14 protein-coding genes are annotated in these 16,254 nt (G+C 40.9%); 4 read left to right on the top strand and 10 right to left on the bottom strand.

The genetic code is table 11. The features are described 5' to 3' along the window. Positions 1–128 precede the first annotated feature (128 nt). The gene (locus tag AAEU31_RS10595) at positions 129–1,763 is read left to right on the top strand and encodes a methyl-accepting chemotaxis protein (RefSeq protein WP_421967191.1); all 1,635 of its coding nucleotides are present in this window, start codon (positions 129–131) and stop codon (positions 1,761–1,763) included. Between the two features lie 84 nt (positions 1,764–1,847). Here the strand turns inward: AAEU31_RS10595 and AAEU31_RS10590 are convergent, their stop codons facing one another. The 7 genes from AAEU31_RS10590 to AAEU31_RS10560 form a co-directional block, all read right to left on the bottom strand. Next, positions 1,848–2,096, bottom strand: coding sequence for a hypothetical protein (locus tag AAEU31_RS10590; protein WP_421967190.1), 249 nt, complete (start codon positions 2,094–2,096; stop codon positions 1,848–1,850). Between the two features lie 73 nt (positions 2,097–2,169). Further along, positions 2,170–2,424: a hypothetical protein gene (locus tag AAEU31_RS10585; RefSeq protein WP_421967189.1), complete on the bottom strand. Its 255-nt coding sequence runs from the start codon at positions 2,422–2,424 to the stop codon at positions 2,170–2,172. 152 nt (positions 2,425–2,576) lie between these two features. Next, the gene (locus AAEU31_RS10580) at positions 2,577–3,671 is read right to left on the bottom strand and encodes a hypothetical protein (RefSeq protein WP_421967188.1); all 1,095 of its coding nucleotides are present in this window, start codon (positions 3,669–3,671) and stop codon (positions 2,577–2,579) included. 407 nt (positions 3,672–4,078) lie between these two features. Next, a complete protein-coding gene (locus AAEU31_RS10575; RefSeq protein WP_421967187.1) occupies positions 4,079–5,602 on the bottom strand; it encodes a M17 family metallopeptidase in 1,524 nt (507 codons plus the stop codon). Between the two features lie 103 nt (positions 5,603–5,705). After that, positions 5,706–7,388 carry a carbon starvation CstA family protein gene (locus tag AAEU31_RS10570; protein ID WP_135923668.1) on the bottom strand — a complete coding sequence of 561 codons (1,683 nt, stop codon included), beginning with the start codon at positions 7,386–7,388 and terminating at the stop codon, positions 5,706–5,708. Positions 7,389–7,494: 106 nt separating this feature from the next. Further along, positions 7,495–8,547 (bottom strand): DNA polymerase IV, encoded by a 1,053-nt coding sequence (gene dinB / locus AAEU31_RS10565; RefSeq protein ID WP_199526866.1) that lies wholly within the window; start codon positions 8,545–8,547, stop codon positions 7,495–7,497. Positions 8,548–8,618: 71 nt separating this feature from the next. Beyond that, on the bottom strand, positions 8,619–8,828 hold the full coding sequence (locus AAEU31_RS10560; protein WP_135923666.1) for a hypothetical protein: 210 nt from the start codon (positions 8,826–8,828) through the stop codon (positions 8,619–8,621). Positions 8,829–8,981: 153 nt separating this feature from the next. Between AAEU31_RS10560 and AAEU31_RS10555 the strand changes: the two genes are divergently transcribed. From AAEU31_RS10555 to AAEU31_RS10545, 3 genes are all read left to right on the top strand, one after another. Continuing rightward, on the top strand, positions 8,982–9,410 hold the full coding sequence (locus tag AAEU31_RS10555) for an acyl-CoA thioesterase (protein ID WP_135923665.1): 429 nt from the start codon (positions 8,982–8,984) through the stop codon (positions 9,408–9,410). Between the two features lie 12 nt (positions 9,411–9,422). Next, positions 9,423–10,475: an aldo/keto reductase gene (locus AAEU31_RS10550; protein WP_199526863.1), complete on the top strand. Its 1,053-nt coding sequence runs from the start codon at positions 9,423–9,425 to the stop codon at positions 10,473–10,475. 136 nt (positions 10,476–10,611) lie between these two features. After that, the gene (locus AAEU31_RS10545) at positions 10,612–11,550 is read left to right on the top strand and encodes an ABC transporter substrate-binding protein (RefSeq protein WP_135923663.1); all 939 of its coding nucleotides are present in this window, start codon (positions 10,612–10,614) and stop codon (positions 11,548–11,550) included. Here the strand turns inward: AAEU31_RS10545 and AAEU31_RS10540 are convergent. From AAEU31_RS10540 to AAEU31_RS10530, 3 genes are all read right to left on the bottom strand, one after another. Next, complete coding sequence (locus tag AAEU31_RS10540; protein ID WP_421967186.1) at positions 11,489–12,100, bottom strand: fumarylacetoacetate hydrolase family protein; 612 nt, start codon at positions 12,098–12,100, stop codon at positions 11,489–11,491. The two genes, AAEU31_RS10545 and AAEU31_RS10540, sit on opposite strands and share 62 nt — an antisense overlap. Before the next feature lie 174 nt (positions 12,101–12,274). Continuing rightward, positions 12,275–14,791, bottom strand: a complete 2,517-nt coding sequence (locus AAEU31_RS10535; RefSeq protein ID WP_421967185.1) for a glycoside hydrolase family 3 protein — start codon at positions 14,789–14,791, stop codon at positions 12,275–12,277. 2 nt (positions 14,792–14,793) lie between these two features. Beyond that, positions 14,794–16,059, bottom strand: a complete 1,266-nt coding sequence (locus AAEU31_RS10530; RefSeq protein ID WP_421967184.1) for a sugar MFS transporter — start codon at positions 16,057–16,059, stop codon at positions 14,794–14,796. Between the last annotated feature and the right edge of the window lie 195 nt (positions 16,060–16,254).

Genomic DNA, 16,254 nt, shown 5'->3' with positions numbered 1-16,254 from the left:
TAGACTAAAGGCTGATTGTTAAATCAGCCTTTTTTTTGTCTCAATGTATTCTACTATTTAACTAGATTTTCGACCTATTTTGGCTACGCTTAATACATCGCTCCTATGAGCATGACGAAGGAACACACATGAATTTACGCCGTTTTACAATTTTTCAGCGCCTCGCCATGTTAGTGAGTGTGGTCGTGATAGGGCTGATATTTTTAAGCGTCTCGAGTTTAACGCAGCAATACAGCTCGCTAAAGCATGAGCAATACATTAAAACCCAAAACCTTGTTGAATCTGCTTACTCTATTATTGAGCATAACTATGCGTTGTTTGAGCAAGGTAAGCTGAGTGAGCAACAAGCAAAACAAGCAGCCCTCGAAACAATTTCAGCACTTCGTTACGACAACAACAATTACTTTTGGATCAACGATTATCAACCTGTTATGGTCATGCACCCGTTTAAGCCCGAATTAAATGGTAAATCGCTAGCGGGCAGTAAAGATCCAGATGGCGTGTTGTTATTTGTCGATATGGTTAATATCGTCAAAAAACAAGGTGAAGGTTTTATTCCTTATAAGTGGCCAAAGCCAGGTAAAGACGAGCCGGTTGATAAAATTGCCTACGTAAAAGGCTTTGATAAATGGCAATGGATTGTAGGCTCTGGTGTCTATATTGATACTATTGAAGAGGCATTCTCTTCGCTACGTAACCATGTGATTATTACCGCGGTAGTGATCATTGCCCTACTGGTTGCGCTAAGCTACCTCATTGCCAATAGCATCTTGCGCCCGACACAACTTGCCGCCGACATGATGAAAGACATCTCGCAAGGTGAAGGCGACTTAACCCAAAAGCTTGATGAAAATGGTAATGATGAAGTGTCTCGTTTATCGCGCTACTTTAATTTGTACACCGCAAAAATGCGTGAGTCACTGAAACATGTTGCCCACAACGCCGAGCAAGTTAATCAGTTTGCCCATAGTGTTGATGATGCCAGTAAAACAAATCACTCTTTTATTGAGCTACAAAACGACAGCTCAACTCAAGTAGCAACCGCAATGGAACAAATGACTCATCAAATTCACGATGTCAGTCAAAATGCCGATCAAGCTGAGCATGCCGCTAATGAAGCCGCGCAAAATGCCGAAGCGGGCAAGCAGGTTCTTAACAAGACCATTACCGCCATTGAGACACTCTCGCATAATATTGAACAAGTGAGTAAGGTAACGGCGGATCTTGCTGCAGAGAGTAACAACATTGGCTCAGTATTGGATGTTATCCGTAGCATTGCTGAGCAGACCAACTTACTGGCACTCAATGCTGCTATTGAAGCGGCCCGTGCTGGCGAGCAAGGGCGAGGCTTTGCCGTTGTCGCTGACGAAGTGCGTACATTAGCAAGTCGTACAGGTAAAAGTACTGATGAAATTCAAGCCATGATCAGTAAACTACAAACAGGCGCACAAGCTGCTGTTGATGCAGTTTCGGCAAGCCAACAGTTATCAACCGAAACAGTTTCACAGGCAGGTGAAGCAAATAGTTCGCTGAGTGAGATTGAGCGACTTGTTACTATTATTAAAGATATGAACAGCCAGATTGCCCGCGCTACCGAGCAACAAACTAGCGCAGCAGATGAGGTTAATTTACGGATTAATGAGCTTTCACAATCAACCGAGCAATCACTGTCGAATACCGAAGGGCTATCAAACGCCAGTGAAAACTTAAAGCAAAGCTCACAAGCGTTAAGTGATGTCGTTAACCGCTTCAAGCTCGACTAACACCACAAAAAAGCCCCGCACTGCTGTGCGGGGCTTTTACAATGAATTAGCTTGCTGCTAATTGAATAAATAGTACTACCTTAATTAAAAGGCCCTTATAGGATTAGGCTTATATTTATCATGCTCATTTAGAATTTCGTATGGCACATTCAACCGCTCTGAAATCATTTGCACATCACGTTCAATACTCGAATAGTTGCTATGATCCATTAACACATACCCTTTATTTTGTTTACTATAAAACCCAAACTGAAGCGCAGTATAAGACGAACCACTACCACCTGGGCAATAATGAGAAATAACAAAAAACTGGCTAATATCTTCAATGCGCACAAGCTCTTTACCATCCTCTTTGTAATAGCCAGAGTTAAAATCAAACTCTTTTTCACTCGTGATGATTTAAAAACTAAAAAACCAAAAACAAAACAAAACAAACAAAAAAACAAACAATTAGTAAATAATAACTACCGAGAACTAATGTCCCATAAGAAAATATTAAAAAAAACAAAACAAGCGGAACATAAAAGAAATAAGGAAATACACTACCTAGAAAAGTTTTCTTTACATGAACTTTATTATTACCAGCAATCAAATAAGCTGTTTTATGATTAGCTCCGCCACCATTTGTGAAAGTTAACACCTCCTCACCCTCTTTGAACATAGAGCCTCCTAAAATTGTGTTGCATTTAACTTGTTATAAAATTCGCGGCTAGTAAGTACAGAGCTAAATAAAGGTTCATCATATGAATGTTTTAATTTATGGCTTTGCTTGTCTATCGGAAAAATAAAAAATAACTAATTCAAGAACTAAAATCATTTTAAAATTTTATCAAGCTCTGATGAAAATATATCATTATAAAAAAACAAATAAGCATCCTCCCAATTACTTCCATAGTATAATTTGTCACTAACCTTATCTATAGAGACAACTTGAATAGGAAACTCCTTCCCATCTACATCGATAGGTCTAAAAAATACAAACTCAGTTAATTCGGAATCTAACACACCCAAAAAATCTATTTTACACCACGACTTAATAAAGCCAACAGCCGAGTAGCCAGAGTAAAAATATGACTTAACACTTCCATCAAAATAATCATTTACAAAGAAACCACCATCACCTGTTTTATTTGTTATCAAGTCCAAAAACCCAAAATCAACTATTCCAATAGTATCTGCGTTTAAATTTTTAGCACTTATGTATAAACTACAAAACTTACTTTCAATTCTATGCTCTTTTTTACTGTTACACTCTGAAAAATCTAAATTACCATTAAAATCATCTAAAACTAAATTAAAAACCAAACTATTCTTAACATTCACCTTACTGAAAGGGTTAGGCATATAAATAGACAACGGTTTACTTTTAAACTTAAATGCAGCACTTCCATTTACTTTCTTACTCTCTAGCAGAGTCATAAAGCTCAGATCAACCAAATCATTGGTTTCGTTAACACCAAAATAATCATATATTATTTTACATTCTGAATAACATACAACTTCATGCCTTAAAGACGCCCACTTACCTGAAATAAAAACATATATATCAACAACATAGTACCCTACCCACTTTTTAATATAAGCAATGGTCAAACTGTCTACCCCTGCCAAACGTTTAATCTTTAAGTTATTTCCAAAAAAGTCAGCCCTAAATCGTTCCCTCCCTCCATCTCGGTCATATATAATCGAGTAAGCACTTTCAAAATCTTCATTTTTTAATTTTTTATAATAGAGCCTAACCACATTTTCAGGTGAGGATAAATCTCCATTAGAGTCATTAATATCGAGACTTCTTTTATTTAGATCAAAATCAGCATTAACAGAGAAAGTAACTCCTTCATCTGTAGAGAGAATGCTCCAAGATTGTCGTTCATTGGCAGAAACAAATAGTGAGCAATTAAGCAACATAAAAATTAAAAAAAATTATTATAACAAATCATAAACCTCTCATTAAATTATTAAATCCAAACCACGAAAAAACAACCAAAAAAAACATCATAAATTCCAATGAAAATAAATTAGTAACGTAGCTTTAATTTTTAATTTAAATAAAAAGAAGCGAATGAATAGAAAAGAAAATCTTATTTGAGAGCAAGGCCACATCCATATATTAAAATTCCATTTGCAAATTTAGCGTACAAGATAAAACTAACTAAAACAAAAGATAAAAATTAAAAAACCATAAAAACAGATTAATTTATTGCGTTATATTTACCTGGCAATAAAAAACAACTAACTCACTAAAACTAAGCATCACAAAAAAAGCCCCGCACTGCTGTGCGGGGCCTTTAAAACTAAAAACTTATAGCTTTAGCTTATAAACAATAACGAGCGAATAAGCTGCTTACTGTTGCTGCGGTAGGCTTACCATGTTGCCAATCACCACCTTCTACGCCGCTACCTGCGATATCCATATGAACATACGGTAATGGTTGCGCTGATTCAGTGCCATGTTTATCTAAGCCACCGACAATTACTAAGAATGCCATTGGGAACTGGTGACCACGAGCAGTCACTGCAGAAGCTGCATTGTTACTTGATAATACATCGTCAGCTAACGTGCGAGGACGAATGAAGTCATAATCTTCACGGCGGCTACGAGATACTTCGGCGCCATCTGCCCATAAATCGCCTAAGTCAGCAATTTGGCGCGAAATTTTCGCTGCACGAGCTGGACCATTTTCAACATACGCACTGTAAGGGCCCATCGCACGTGCTGCGTGGCCTGTTAGTGTTGCAACAGTGAATAACTCTGGATTTACTTCGTTTAAAGCGCGATCTTTCATTTCGCTTAGTAAGTCACCCATTGCTAAACGGCCTTCAGCATCTGTGTTACCGATACGAACACGAACGCCTTCACGGCTGGTAATGATTTCATCAGGAACAAAACAATCAGAACCAATTGAGTTACGAACTACGGCTAAATAAGCAATCACTTTTACGCCTTTTGGTGCAAAGTCAGCCACAGATTTCATAAAGCCAGCAACCGAAGCCGCACCGCCTTTATCACGGCTCATACCTGCCATAAAGCCACCCACTTTTAGGTCTGCACCACCGGTATCGTAAACTAAACCTTTACCAACAAACATTAGGGTGCGCTCAACGTCGCCTTCAGGAACATACTCTAGTTTTACAACACGCGGATGATGACGCTCAACAGCGTAAGATGCACGCGCTACTGTGCTCATCATTGGGTAATCTTTATCGATAGTGTTGATATCTGAAATCACTTCTACAGACACCTTGCTACCAGCAAATAACTCAACGCAGTAATCAGCAAAGCGAGGTGGTGCCATACGCTCAGGCTCGGTACCACATAAGTCACGTGCAGCGTATTGACCCGCAGCAATGGCATTCACTGCTTTAACCATAGCTGCATCTGCGCCCACTAGGCTAATTTGGCTAATTGGTTCAATCGCCTGACCGTGGAACTCACGTGCTTCAAGTGGTTGCCACAGCGCTTGGCAAGCGCCTAAATACGCCACTTCAAGGGCATGCTTGTAACGGCTGTCTTGATTTATATTAGCAAGTAAAATAGCAGGCTGAGTGCTACCCGATGCTTTGGCTTCTAGTACACCTTGCTTTGCCGCGTCAAAATAACGGCGTACATCATCATAATCACGGTTTAGAGGGCCTGTAGGGGCTAAAATCACGCGTTTAGAGTCAATGACAAGTAATGTCACTTGTTTGCCAATACGTGCGTCTACAGCTTGTTGAGCGCTAATAGCTTGGCTTAAGCTTGCGTCTGCTAAAGAAGAAAAATCATCACCGATAATAATCAATGCATCGTGATTTGCATCCGCTAATTGCGGGGCTGCAACTGCATGAGGGTATGCCATAAAAAAGGTCCTGCTGTTAGAAACATAGGACCTTATTATCATTGATTTAGAGCGCTATTGCCAGCCAAGTAAGATAGCTAACTATAAGGCTGGCAAGCTAAGTTTACTGCTCTGTAATGTGTGCTGAGTCTTTACGATGCTTAACAATCACAGACCAAGCTTCAAGCATAACCAGTACGCTCACTACCAGCACTAACAAATCAAGTGTCACCAGTAACCAGTTACCTTGTTGGTAGTACTCGCCCAGTTTAATAACCCCAGCAAAGAACGCCATAACTAATACGAAGCTCATTGGGATCAAGGTGTATTTTGCCGGGCGATTCGCTTTAATAAGCATTACCGATATAACCAGTAAGGTTAAGCTTGCAAGGATTTGGTTAGTCGAACCGAATAATGGCCAAATGATCATACCGCCGCTACCGTCAGCGCCACCAGCACCAAAGGCAAGCAATAAACAGCTAAGTACTGCAATGAGTGTAGCAACAATACCGTTACGAATAATGCTGATATTATAAATATCGCCCCACTCTTGGATGATATAACGCTGCAGGCGCACGCCAGAGTCCATCGTAGTGCCCGCAAACAATACCACCATTACGGCAAGTAATGTCGAGGCAACTTCTTGCGAAATACCCCAGCCGTTTTCAATTAGATTAGCGCCACCATTAATGAAGGCGCTCACACTACCGGCACCTAAGTGGCTATAAATTTCGTGCCATTCTTCTGGTGATACCGCAAGTGCAACACCACTTACTGCAACCAATGTAATAAGCGCAAGCATACCTTCGCCTACCGCACCTAAGTAACCAACAAAGCGGCCATCAGTTTCTTTGTTAAGCTGCTTAGAGCTAGTACCTGAAGAGACAATACCGTGGAAGCCAGATACCGCACCACAGGCTATGGTCACAAATAGCAATGGAATAATACTTGGTGTATCAACCGCCGTTTGAGTATTGAAAGCAGGCGCTGTGATATCAGGCATTGAAATAAATACCGCACCATAAAGCAGCACTAATCCCACTAATAGCTGCATACCGTTGATGAAGTCACGTGGCTGTAACAGCATCCATACAGGGAGTAATGAAGCAATTGCCGCATAAATAAATAAGATGATGATCCAGTTCGCATTAGCACTTAAGCCAAACATTTCATCAGGTAATGCAATTGGCATGCTACTACCAAGGTAAATAGTGTAATAAAGGATCCCCACACCAATTAAACAAAGTGGAATTAACGACACTTTACGGCGTAGCAACTGACCAATGACTAACGCCACGACAATCGCTGACCAAGCAGGAAATACCGCGTTAGGTTGAGATACAAATGATTTGGCAATTACCACACCAAATACCGCATTCACCATCAGCAGTACTAAGAACACAACAATCATAAATAACGCACGGGTGCGTTTACCAATTACGCTTTCAGATAAAGCGCCCATTGATTTGCCTTTGTTACGCGCACTGGCCCATAGAGCCCCCATGTCGTGAACGCCAGCAAAAAAGATAGTACCAAATACCACCCAAAGTACCGCAGGCACCCAGCCCCAATATACGGCAATCGCAGGGCCAACAATTGGCGCTGCACCTGCAACAGAAGTGAAATGGTGACCCCATAACACAACTTTGTTGGTTGGCACATAATCCACACCATCCTCAAGTTCATGAGCAGGTGTGACAAAATTATCATCCATTTTAAATATTTTTTCGGCGATGAATTTCGAATAAAAGAACCATCCGAACAACATACCGACTATTCCGAGCAGCACGATTACGACCGATTGCATAGTCATCTCTCTTATTAAGTTATAATGTTGTCTAAGGTGTTGAACTAGATAGGCCTAGCACCCCAACTAGACACTAACAAACTTTCAAGCACCAAGGTGTTAACCTTTAGTCTAATATACTCAGCTGAAAATGCTCGTGAGCTTGACTCTTTATTCCGACACCTATCCCTAACAGGCGTACTGGCTGGTTGTTGCCTCGCTCATAGGCTTTACTCATTAACTCAGAAAAAATGCGTTCGTCTAATTGGTGATGGCTTTGATCGGCACTGGTAACAACAAAGTTTGCAAACTTTACTTTTACCGATAATTTATTGATGCGGTTACTTAATTGCTGCTTATCAAGGCGGCGAGTTAATTCCTCCATTAAACGGGGTAACTGGCTTAAACATTCGTCTAAATTATTTTTGTTGTATTCATAGGTATGCTCAACACTAAGTGACTTACGTACTCGCTCAGTTGACACTTTGCCAACGTATTCACCTGCACATTTTTGGTATAAAGACACGCCAAAATTACCAATGTGTTGCTGCATCCAATTAACCCCTTTCGCGCGCACATCAGCCCCAGTGTAAAGCCCTTTCAGTTGCAACTTTTCTAATGTCACCTTACCTACACCAGGAATTTTACCAAGCGGTAAACTCGCCAAAAAGTCATCAACCTCCTCAGGCAATACAACAAACTGTCCATTAGGCTTGTTTTCATCACTGGCAATTTTGGCAATAAACTTAATCGGAGCAACACCTGCGGAGGCTGTCAGCCCGGTGGTGTTATAGATTTCTTGGCGAATTTGCTGCGCCATCAGTGTTGCGCTGCCTTTGCATGCGGTACTGTCGGTTACATCTAGGTAAGCTTCATCTAACGATAACGGCTCAATAAGGTCAGTGTACTTTGCAAAAATAGCGCGAATTTGTGTAGAAATTTCTTTATAGACCTGCATTCGTCCGGGCACGATAACCAGATCGGGGCACAATTGTTTGGCGTGGTAGTTCGACATCGCCGAACGCACACCATATTTACGGGCAATATAATTGGCTGTAGAAAGAACCCCGCGACGACTATTTCCGCCTATAGCCAGTGGCACATTGGCAAGGGCTGGGTTATCACGCATTTCAACGGCCGCATAAAAGCAATCCATATCAATATGAATGAATTTTTTCATCTAACATACAACAACTGTTTATTTATACAGTTATTATTATTTAAACGACCCGAATGTGCAAGCTAGGTAATTTAACTTGTTTGCTCGTTTGTTTGCTGTGATGATTTTTTCCGGCTAACAAGCCGTGCTCCAAACAGCCAGAATGCCGCCTCAAGTAGCAACCCTACACCAATTAAGACGATGAATCCTGACATTGTGCCCATGCTGTAACACAGCAGAGCGAGCGCAAGGAGGATGAAAAGAGCGATCCACTTAGCCGCTTTCAAAGTGAGTTGCTGCATAATTAAGATCCTTCAATGTGTGTTAAACCAGTGCACACTTTACGTAAGCGTGAACTTATAAATCTAGCACAATATACTGAGCTTTCTAATTACCTTGAGCTAAAAGCTGCATATTGCTAACCTAAGTTATCTCACAATCAATGAAGATTTACTATGCAATCGTTTATAGAACAACACCCTATCAGAACAAAAATCAATGTTGCATGGGGTGAAATGGATGCCCTGCAACACGTCAACAATGTAGTGTATTTTCGCTACTTCGAAACAGCCCGTATCGATTTTTTTACTCAATTAGGTTTTCTTAAAGATTTACAAGTAACAGGTGTTGGCCCGGTGATCAGCGAAAACAATGCTCGCTATAAACGCCCGGTAACATTTCCTGATACGGTGCATGTTGGTGTTAAGATTAGTGACATTGAACAAGATCGTTTTATGATGCATTACACTGTATTTAGTGAAAGCCAAGATGCAGTAACAACCATTGGCTCATCACAAGTGGTAATGTTTAATTTTAAAACGGGTAAAAAAGCGCAGTTAAATGATGAGTTATTAGCTGCACTTAAAGCCCATTCTAGCGATTAACAAGGATCTATTATGCTTTATAGCCCACTTGGTCGAAGTGGTATTGATGTATCTCGTGTTTGCTTAGGTAGCATGACATGGGGTATGCAAAACAACCAAGCCGATGCCGATGAACAAATCGCCTATGCATTAGATAAAGGCGTTAACTTTATCGATACTGCAGAAATGTATGCAGTGCCGCCTTCTCCTGACACCTATGGTAAAACAGAACAGATCATCGGTAACTGGTTAGCTCGTAACAAAGACAAACGCGATAACCTTGTTATTGCCACTAAAATTGCAGGTAACGGTTTGCCTTGGGTACGCGATGCGGGCGACATTACTCGCCAGGCAGTTGTTGAAGCTGTTGATGCTTCACTCAAACGCTTACAAACTGATGTTATCGATTTATACCAGTTACATTGGCCTAATCGTACTTCGCCACACTTTGGTAAACAGTGGCCAGGTAAAGTGCGCTTCTCGGAGGCTGACACCGAGCAAAATATCGCTGGCATGTTAGATATCCTCGAAGGTCTGAATGATTGTGTTAAAGCAGGTAAAATTAAACACTGTGGTTTATCTGATGATACTCCGTGGGGCATTAGCCAGTACCTGCGTTTAAGTGAACAACATAACCTTCCGCGTATGGTATCAATTCAAAACGAGTTTAGTTTGTTGCATGCCAAAGATTGGCCGTATTTGATTGAGCAATGTATTCATGAAGATATTGCTTACCTACCATGGTCACCGCTTGGTGGTGGCATGTTAAGTGGTAAGTACTTAAATGGTGCGCGCCCAGAAGGTAGCCGCTGGACGCTAGTACAACGTAATGGTCTATTTAGAGACACAGCACAATCGCAAGCTGCAATTGCTGAATATGTTGAAATTGCTAACGCCTTTAATTTAACGCCTTCACAGCTCGCACTTGCTTGGTGTGATCAAGTAGATGGTGTGAGTTCAACGATTATTGGTGCAACATCGATGGCGCAGTTAAAAGAAAATATCGATGCTTTCTCGGTGCAATTAAGCGATGAAGCTAACGATAAAATCGCTGACGTATTTAACCGCTATCCGATGCCATTCTAAGCTATCTTCTAAAATATTAGTGAGTCTACCTTCAGTAGACTCACTAGCACTTATTTATTGTTTTAAAGTTTTATCTACAAATTTATCCATACTTTAGTGTATAGTTGTTAACAGTACTTTAGTATTTGGGTTATCGATGAGTAAATACGTAAAACAAGTATTATGCATTGTTACTGGTATATTGCTTACCCCAATCACTTGTGCCTCAGAACAACTTTCAATTACTTGGCTTGAAAATGATGGTAAACCATTCTACATAGAGAAAAGCCAAGCTAACCCGTATGGCGGCTTGTGCAACGAAATCACCGACATGTTGATTGAAGCCTTACCAGAGATTAAACACACCAAGGTGATGTTGCCGCAAAAAAGAGGCAGTAAATACCTCGATGAAGGCCATATGGCGTGTTATGCCTGTATGATCCACCGTGAGGAAAAGACCAATCGCGCAACCTACTCGATTCCAACGACGGTCTATCCTCCATTTAGTGTTTTAAGTACCCCTGACACAGCAGTAAAGATTACGCAAAAACACGGCAACCCAGTCTCATTAATTTCTTTACTGACCGATGCCAACTTCATTTATGGTCAAAATGATGCTCGTAAGTTCGGTAACCTGATAGACACTATTGCAATTAATACAAAGCTATACGAGAGTGCTGCACTAAGTAGTACTGGTAGTAATGCTAATTACGCTCTGCTTTCCCAGCTTGAACATGGCTATATTGATTACACCATTGAATACCCTTTTGTTGCTGATTACTACAATCAGAAAAACCAAAAGAATATTCAAAAATTGGCTGTAAATATTCCTGAAAAAAATAAGATATTCGGTGCAATAGGTTGCTCATCTAGTGCACCAAACAATTACGCCGAAAAAGTTTTAGCAAAAATAAACACTGTACTAAAAAATAAGATTTTGGCTGATGAAAAATATCAACTTAGCCAACGCATTTGGCTAGAGCAAAGCTTTCCTGAGTTTTCGTCCCATTATCAGCGTTATATTTTAGAGCCGCTTAACGTGATTGCCACTGATGGCTCAAAAGAGTCTGCTCAGCCGCCTGCAAAGTCACCTTAAATATAGCGCCTGAGGTTACCTTACCTACACCTTTAGGAGTGCCGGTCATGATGATGTCACCATCTTCTAAATCCATGAACTCACTAATTTCGGATAAAATTTGCTGTGCATCATGCAGCATTAGCTGAGTATCACCCAACTGCACTTCCTTACCATCTATTTGCAAATTAAATTGATACGCCAAAGCTTCATCACAACTAACAAACTCAGTAAATAGCGCTGCGCCATTAAAGGCTTTTGCACGCTCCCAAGGTAATCCCTTTTCTTTTAATGCGCTTTGTAACGAGCGCTTAGTTAAATCGAGACCTAATCCAACTCCAGCCAACTGTTTATTTTTTATCAGAAAGCAAAGCTCAGTTTCATAATGTAGAGCTTCACCATTATGCTCGGCATGGAGCTGTTGCGAAATTGCACTATTAGGTTTCACAAACAATACCATGCTGGTAGGAGTTTCATTATTTAGCTCGGCAATATGCTCGGCGTAATTGCGTCCAACGCAGACAATCTTACTCGGTGTATATTCTTCAGAGGCTAATTTTACTGAATGCATAATCAGATCCTTTTAAGTAAAACTTAGGCAAACACGTATATCATTAAGTAATTCTAACTGAAGATGAAAGACAACAGTACTAAACTATCTAGCAGAGTAAAGCTCTTGATAAAGAGAAAGTGGTTAACAGGCAGTATGTTACCTGTTAACCAAAAGGACGTAAGGGAGGAGTTGTTACTTACAAGTATTCGTCAATTCTAGGTTATCGGTCACACCAACGCTTAAATGAGCAATCGACACCTGCCATGCTCCGTCGGTTGCCAACTGCCAAGGCGAAAATACCTGCGCTAGATTGACACCTTTATCTGCAAAACAAGCTAAGTTTACAGAGATAGTTTGCCATTCGGCCGTGTCTGCTAGTCGCTCGCGAATATCAAACTGGCCTTCACAGTTTTCACCACATTGCATACCTAACATTAAAGGAGCATCAGCCGCTTTATCCACTTTAATTAACATTTCAAGTTGACCATTTTTCTCAACGTACGAGCGTAAATCTGACGGAAACGCAGCCACTAAACGCACTGATGCAGGCTCTTTACCATTAAAACTAATGGCACGAGCATCTTCTTGTACGTCTTTATCAAAGGTTTTTACACTTACTGCATTTACAGCAGCTCGACTACTCGTCATTGCTTGCAGTTCGCTGCCACTTTGCAACTGAAGTGACCAAGGCGACTTAATTGCTCGCTCAAACATTACTAGATCTTCAAGTTCACTTGTCACCTGAGAAGTTTCATCAAGATTGTCAGCTAGGGTATTCTCATCTTCATATGTTAAACCAAAGCCGTATGGCAGAAGTGGCGCGTAATCTTTATCGCCACGGTTTTGATTGCCGATTGGATCATTTGGCCATGAGAATGACAGCTTACCTTTAAAGTCATGATTGATTGAACCATCTGCATTTTTAAAAAGCACATCGCTTATGGCGTCACCTTCACTACCTGGCAGCCAAGTTGCAACAAACGCATCACTGGCATTTAGCTCTGCATTCACCCACATTGGGCGACCACTAATAAATAGCGATACCACAGGAATACCCGCTTCTTTTAGCTTTTTAAGTAGGGCTAGATCTGTTTTATTACCACGCTGATATTCAAGGTTGTCTAAATCACCATTACCTTCAGCATATGGCTGCTCACCAAACACGACAATCGCTACATCTGGCTTAGTTTCAAATTCGCCATTTAGATCATACTGAACTTGCCCACCGGCTTGCTCAACGGTCTTTTTAATACCATCAAAAATTGAAGTACCACCAGGGAAGTCACTATTTTCGTTGCCTGTCCCCTGCCATGTGATAGTCCAACCACCTGACTGCATACCAATATTATCTGCACCTAAACCAGCAACTAGTACATTGGCTTTTGGTGATAATGGTAACAGCTGCTGTTTATTTTTCAGAAGAACCAGTGATTCACGTACCGCTTGTTTTGCAACTGCGCGATGCTCTGCACTGCCAATGATCTCTGTTTTACCAGAAAGCGGGCGCTTAGCAGGGCTTGACTTATCAAATAAGCCTGCACGCATTTTTACACGAAGAATACGGGTAACCGCATCATCAATACGACTTTGCGCAATTTCGCCGCTCTTAACCTGCTTAATTAAGTTTTCATATAATGGTTTCCATGCATCTGTTGGAACCATATACACATCAAGGCCTGCATTTGCAGCTTGCGCACAATCTGCATTGTTACAACCAGGAATTTGACCGTGACCATTCCAATCGCCGACGACAAAGCCATCAAAGCCCATTTTACCTTTTAGTACATCAGTAAGTAGGTATTTACTACCGTGAATTTTCTCGCCATTCCAGCTGTTAAATGACGCCATCACGGTTTGTGCACCTGCACCTAAACCACCAACATAGCCTTGTGCATGAATTTCGAATAACTCTTGTTCAGACGCGGTGTTATTACCTTGGTCATCGCCCCCTTCTGTACCGCCATCACCTAAAAAGTGTTTAACAGTACTGATCACGCGTTTATCAGACAGAAAATCTTTATCAACAGCTCCTTGTAAGCCTTTTACGATGGCTGCTGAATATGCTTTAACGATTTCAGGGTCTTCAGAGTAGCCTTCGTAAGTACGGCCCCAACGATCGTCACGAACAACGGCGACTGTTGGTGCAAACACCCAATCAATGCCCGTCACCATTACTTCTTGTGCTGTAGCGGCTGCAATTTTCTCAATTAGCTCAGGGTTATTTGTTGCCCCTAAACCAATGTTATGAGGGAATAATGTAGCGCCAATCACATTGTTGTGACCATGTACTGCATCGGTGCCCCACATAGTTGGAATTTTGCTGCCATCTAATGAGTCATCAATTGAGGCTTGATACATTTTTTCAGCCAAATCAATCCAATCAGACGCCTTGGCATGTTTGTCATTATTAGGGAATGCACCACCGCCATTAAGGTAAGAACCAAACCCGTATTTACGCATATCTTCAACGGTAATATCGCGAATTTCAGGTTGGATCATTTGTGCAATTTTTTGCTCAAGCGTCATACCGGCTAACATCTTCGCAATCTTAGCTTCAAGCTCAGGGTCTTCAGCGATCCCGGTTTCAATATGTGGCCAGATTTCTTGCTTCACTTTTTCTTTAACTGTTACTTCTTGCTCAGCACAACCTAACAGCCCCATACTTGCAATCATTAAAGAGCCGAGGGTGAATGTATTTTTCAATTTCATATTTACACCTTTGAAGTCTGAGTTGATACTTTTGAGCCAACTAGCGCAAAGTAAGTAATATATAAGTAGCATGCGATAGGTAAAAAGAGCGCCAGTTGCACGCCAATAGCATCAGCCATAACACCTTGCAATAATGGAATAATTGCGCCACCAACAATCGCTAAGCACAAAATACCAGAACCTTTTGAGGTGTATTTACCTAGGCCATGAAGCGCAAGGCTAAAAATAGTTGGGAACATAATTGAGTTACAAAGCCCAACTAAAAGAATCGCCCACATAGCTAGGCTGCCTTCACCTGTCATTGCGATCACAATTAACACCACAGCAAGTAAGCCATGACACGCAAGCACTTTGCCCGCATCAAATTTTTGCATCACAGCAGCGCCAATAAAACGGCCAACCATCGCACCTGCAAAATAATAACTAATATAGTGAGCGGCTTCCTTTTCAGCTAAACCAGCAACATTATCTAAAGTTAAAAAACCAACTAAAAAACTACCAATAGCAACTTCAGCACCCACATAAACAAAAATACCTACTGCACCTAAAATTAAATGGCGGTATTTCCACACACTACCTAAGTCTACAAAATCTTCTAAGTCTTGATGTGCAGCTTCATTGTCACTTTCTCTACCTAGTTTAGGCAGCTTTAAAAAAGCAAAAATAACGGCAAGAACTAATAAGCTTAATGACAGTAACAAATAAGGTAACTTTACTTGCTCTGCGGTTGCATGACTGACTTCAGATAAAATTAGCCAACCACCAAAGATAGGAGCGACGGTAGTACCAAGTGAGTTGAAAGCTTGTGTCATCGTTAATCGAGATGACGCGGTTTTTTGTGGACCAAGGACACTCACGTAAGGGTTTGCAGATACTTGTAAAATAGTAATACCCGATGCAAGCACGAATAATGCTAGTAAAAATAATTCGTAAACATGTGCTACTGCAGCAGGATAAAACAAGGCACAACCAATGGCGGCAACCACCAAGCCCACAACAATACCAAACTGGTAACCAATACGGCTGACCAATTTACCCGCGGGGATAGACATCACAAAATAAGCACCAAAAAAGCAAAACTGCACCAACATGGCTTGCGTGTAGTTAAGCGAAAACATACCTTTTAAGTAAGGGATTAAAATATCATTCAAACACGTTATGAACCCCCACATGAAAAATAACGTGGTCAATGATGCCAGTGCAAAGTGTTGCTTAGGCATATCAGCTTGGCTAGCTGAAGCCGCAACAGGCGTTGATACATGAGCCATAATTTTATCTCTAGTTAATTATATTTATCAGTTTGTTACAGCATATCCAGAACTAAACTACTAACAACAAATAGCGAAAAATGTTGCAACATCAAATGTAAGCGCTTACATTTATATCATATTAAATATAATTAGCAATTTATTTACAATAAAAATGTAAGCGCTTACAGATAGACTGTATATGCCTTTGGCAGC

The sequence above is a fragment of the Pseudoalteromonas thalassia genome (genome assembly GCF_049257215.1).
In the GTDB taxonomy this organism is placed as follows: Bacteria; Pseudomonadota; Gammaproteobacteria; order Enterobacterales; family Alteromonadaceae; genus Pseudoalteromonas; species Pseudoalteromonas lipolytica_C.
The sequence above is the reverse complement of the archived record's forward strand: the minus strand, read 5'-3'. Positions and strand labels throughout refer to the sequence as shown.

Excerpts from the sequence above, each read along its gene's own strand:
- AAEU31_RS10550 (WP_199526863.1), top strand. The coding sequence starts at position 9,423 with ATGCTTTATAGCCCACTTGGTCGAAGTGGTATTGATGTATCTCGTGTT.
- AAEU31_RS10570 (WP_135923668.1), bottom strand. The coding sequence starts at position 7,388 with ATGCAATCGGTCGTAATCGTGCTGCTCGGAATAGTCGGTATGTTGTTC.
- AAEU31_RS10580 (WP_421967188.1), bottom strand. The coding sequence starts at position 3,671 with ATGTTGCTTAATTGCTCACTATTTGTTTCTGCCAATGAACGACAATCT.
- dinB (WP_199526866.1), bottom strand. The coding sequence starts at position 8,547 with ATGAAAAAATTCATTCATATTGATATGGATTGCTTTTATGCGGCCGTT.
- AAEU31_RS10555 (WP_135923665.1), top strand. The coding sequence starts at position 8,982 with ATGCAATCGTTTATAGAACAACACCCTATCAGAACAAAAATCAATGTT.
- AAEU31_RS10545 (WP_135923663.1), top strand. The coding sequence starts at position 10,612 with ATGAGTAAATACGTAAAACAAGTATTATGCATTGTTACTGGTATATTG.
- AAEU31_RS10585 (WP_421967189.1), bottom strand. The coding sequence starts at position 2,424 with ATGTTCAAAGAGGGTGAGGAGGTGTTAACTTTCACAAATGGTGGCGGA.
- AAEU31_RS10535 (WP_421967185.1), bottom strand. The coding sequence starts at position 14,791 with ATGAAATTGAAAAATACATTCACCCTCGGCTCTTTAATGATTGCAAGT.
- AAEU31_RS10560 (WP_135923666.1), bottom strand. The coding sequence starts at position 8,828 with ATGCAGCAACTCACTTTGAAAGCGGCTAAGTGGATCGCTCTTTTCATC.
- AAEU31_RS10575 (WP_421967187.1), bottom strand. The coding sequence starts at position 5,602 with ATGGCATACCCTCATGCAGTTGCAGCCCCGCAATTAGCGGATGCAAAT.
- AAEU31_RS10540 (WP_421967186.1), bottom strand. The coding sequence starts at position 12,100 with ATGCATTCAGTAAAATTAGCCTCTGAAGAATATACACCGAGTAAGATT.
- AAEU31_RS10530 (WP_421967184.1), bottom strand. The coding sequence starts at position 16,059 with ATGGCTCATGTATCAACGCCTGTTGCGGCTTCAGCTAGCCAAGCTGAT.
- AAEU31_RS10595 (WP_421967191.1), top strand. The coding sequence starts at position 129 with ATGAATTTACGCCGTTTTACAATTTTTCAGCGCCTCGCCATGTTAGTG.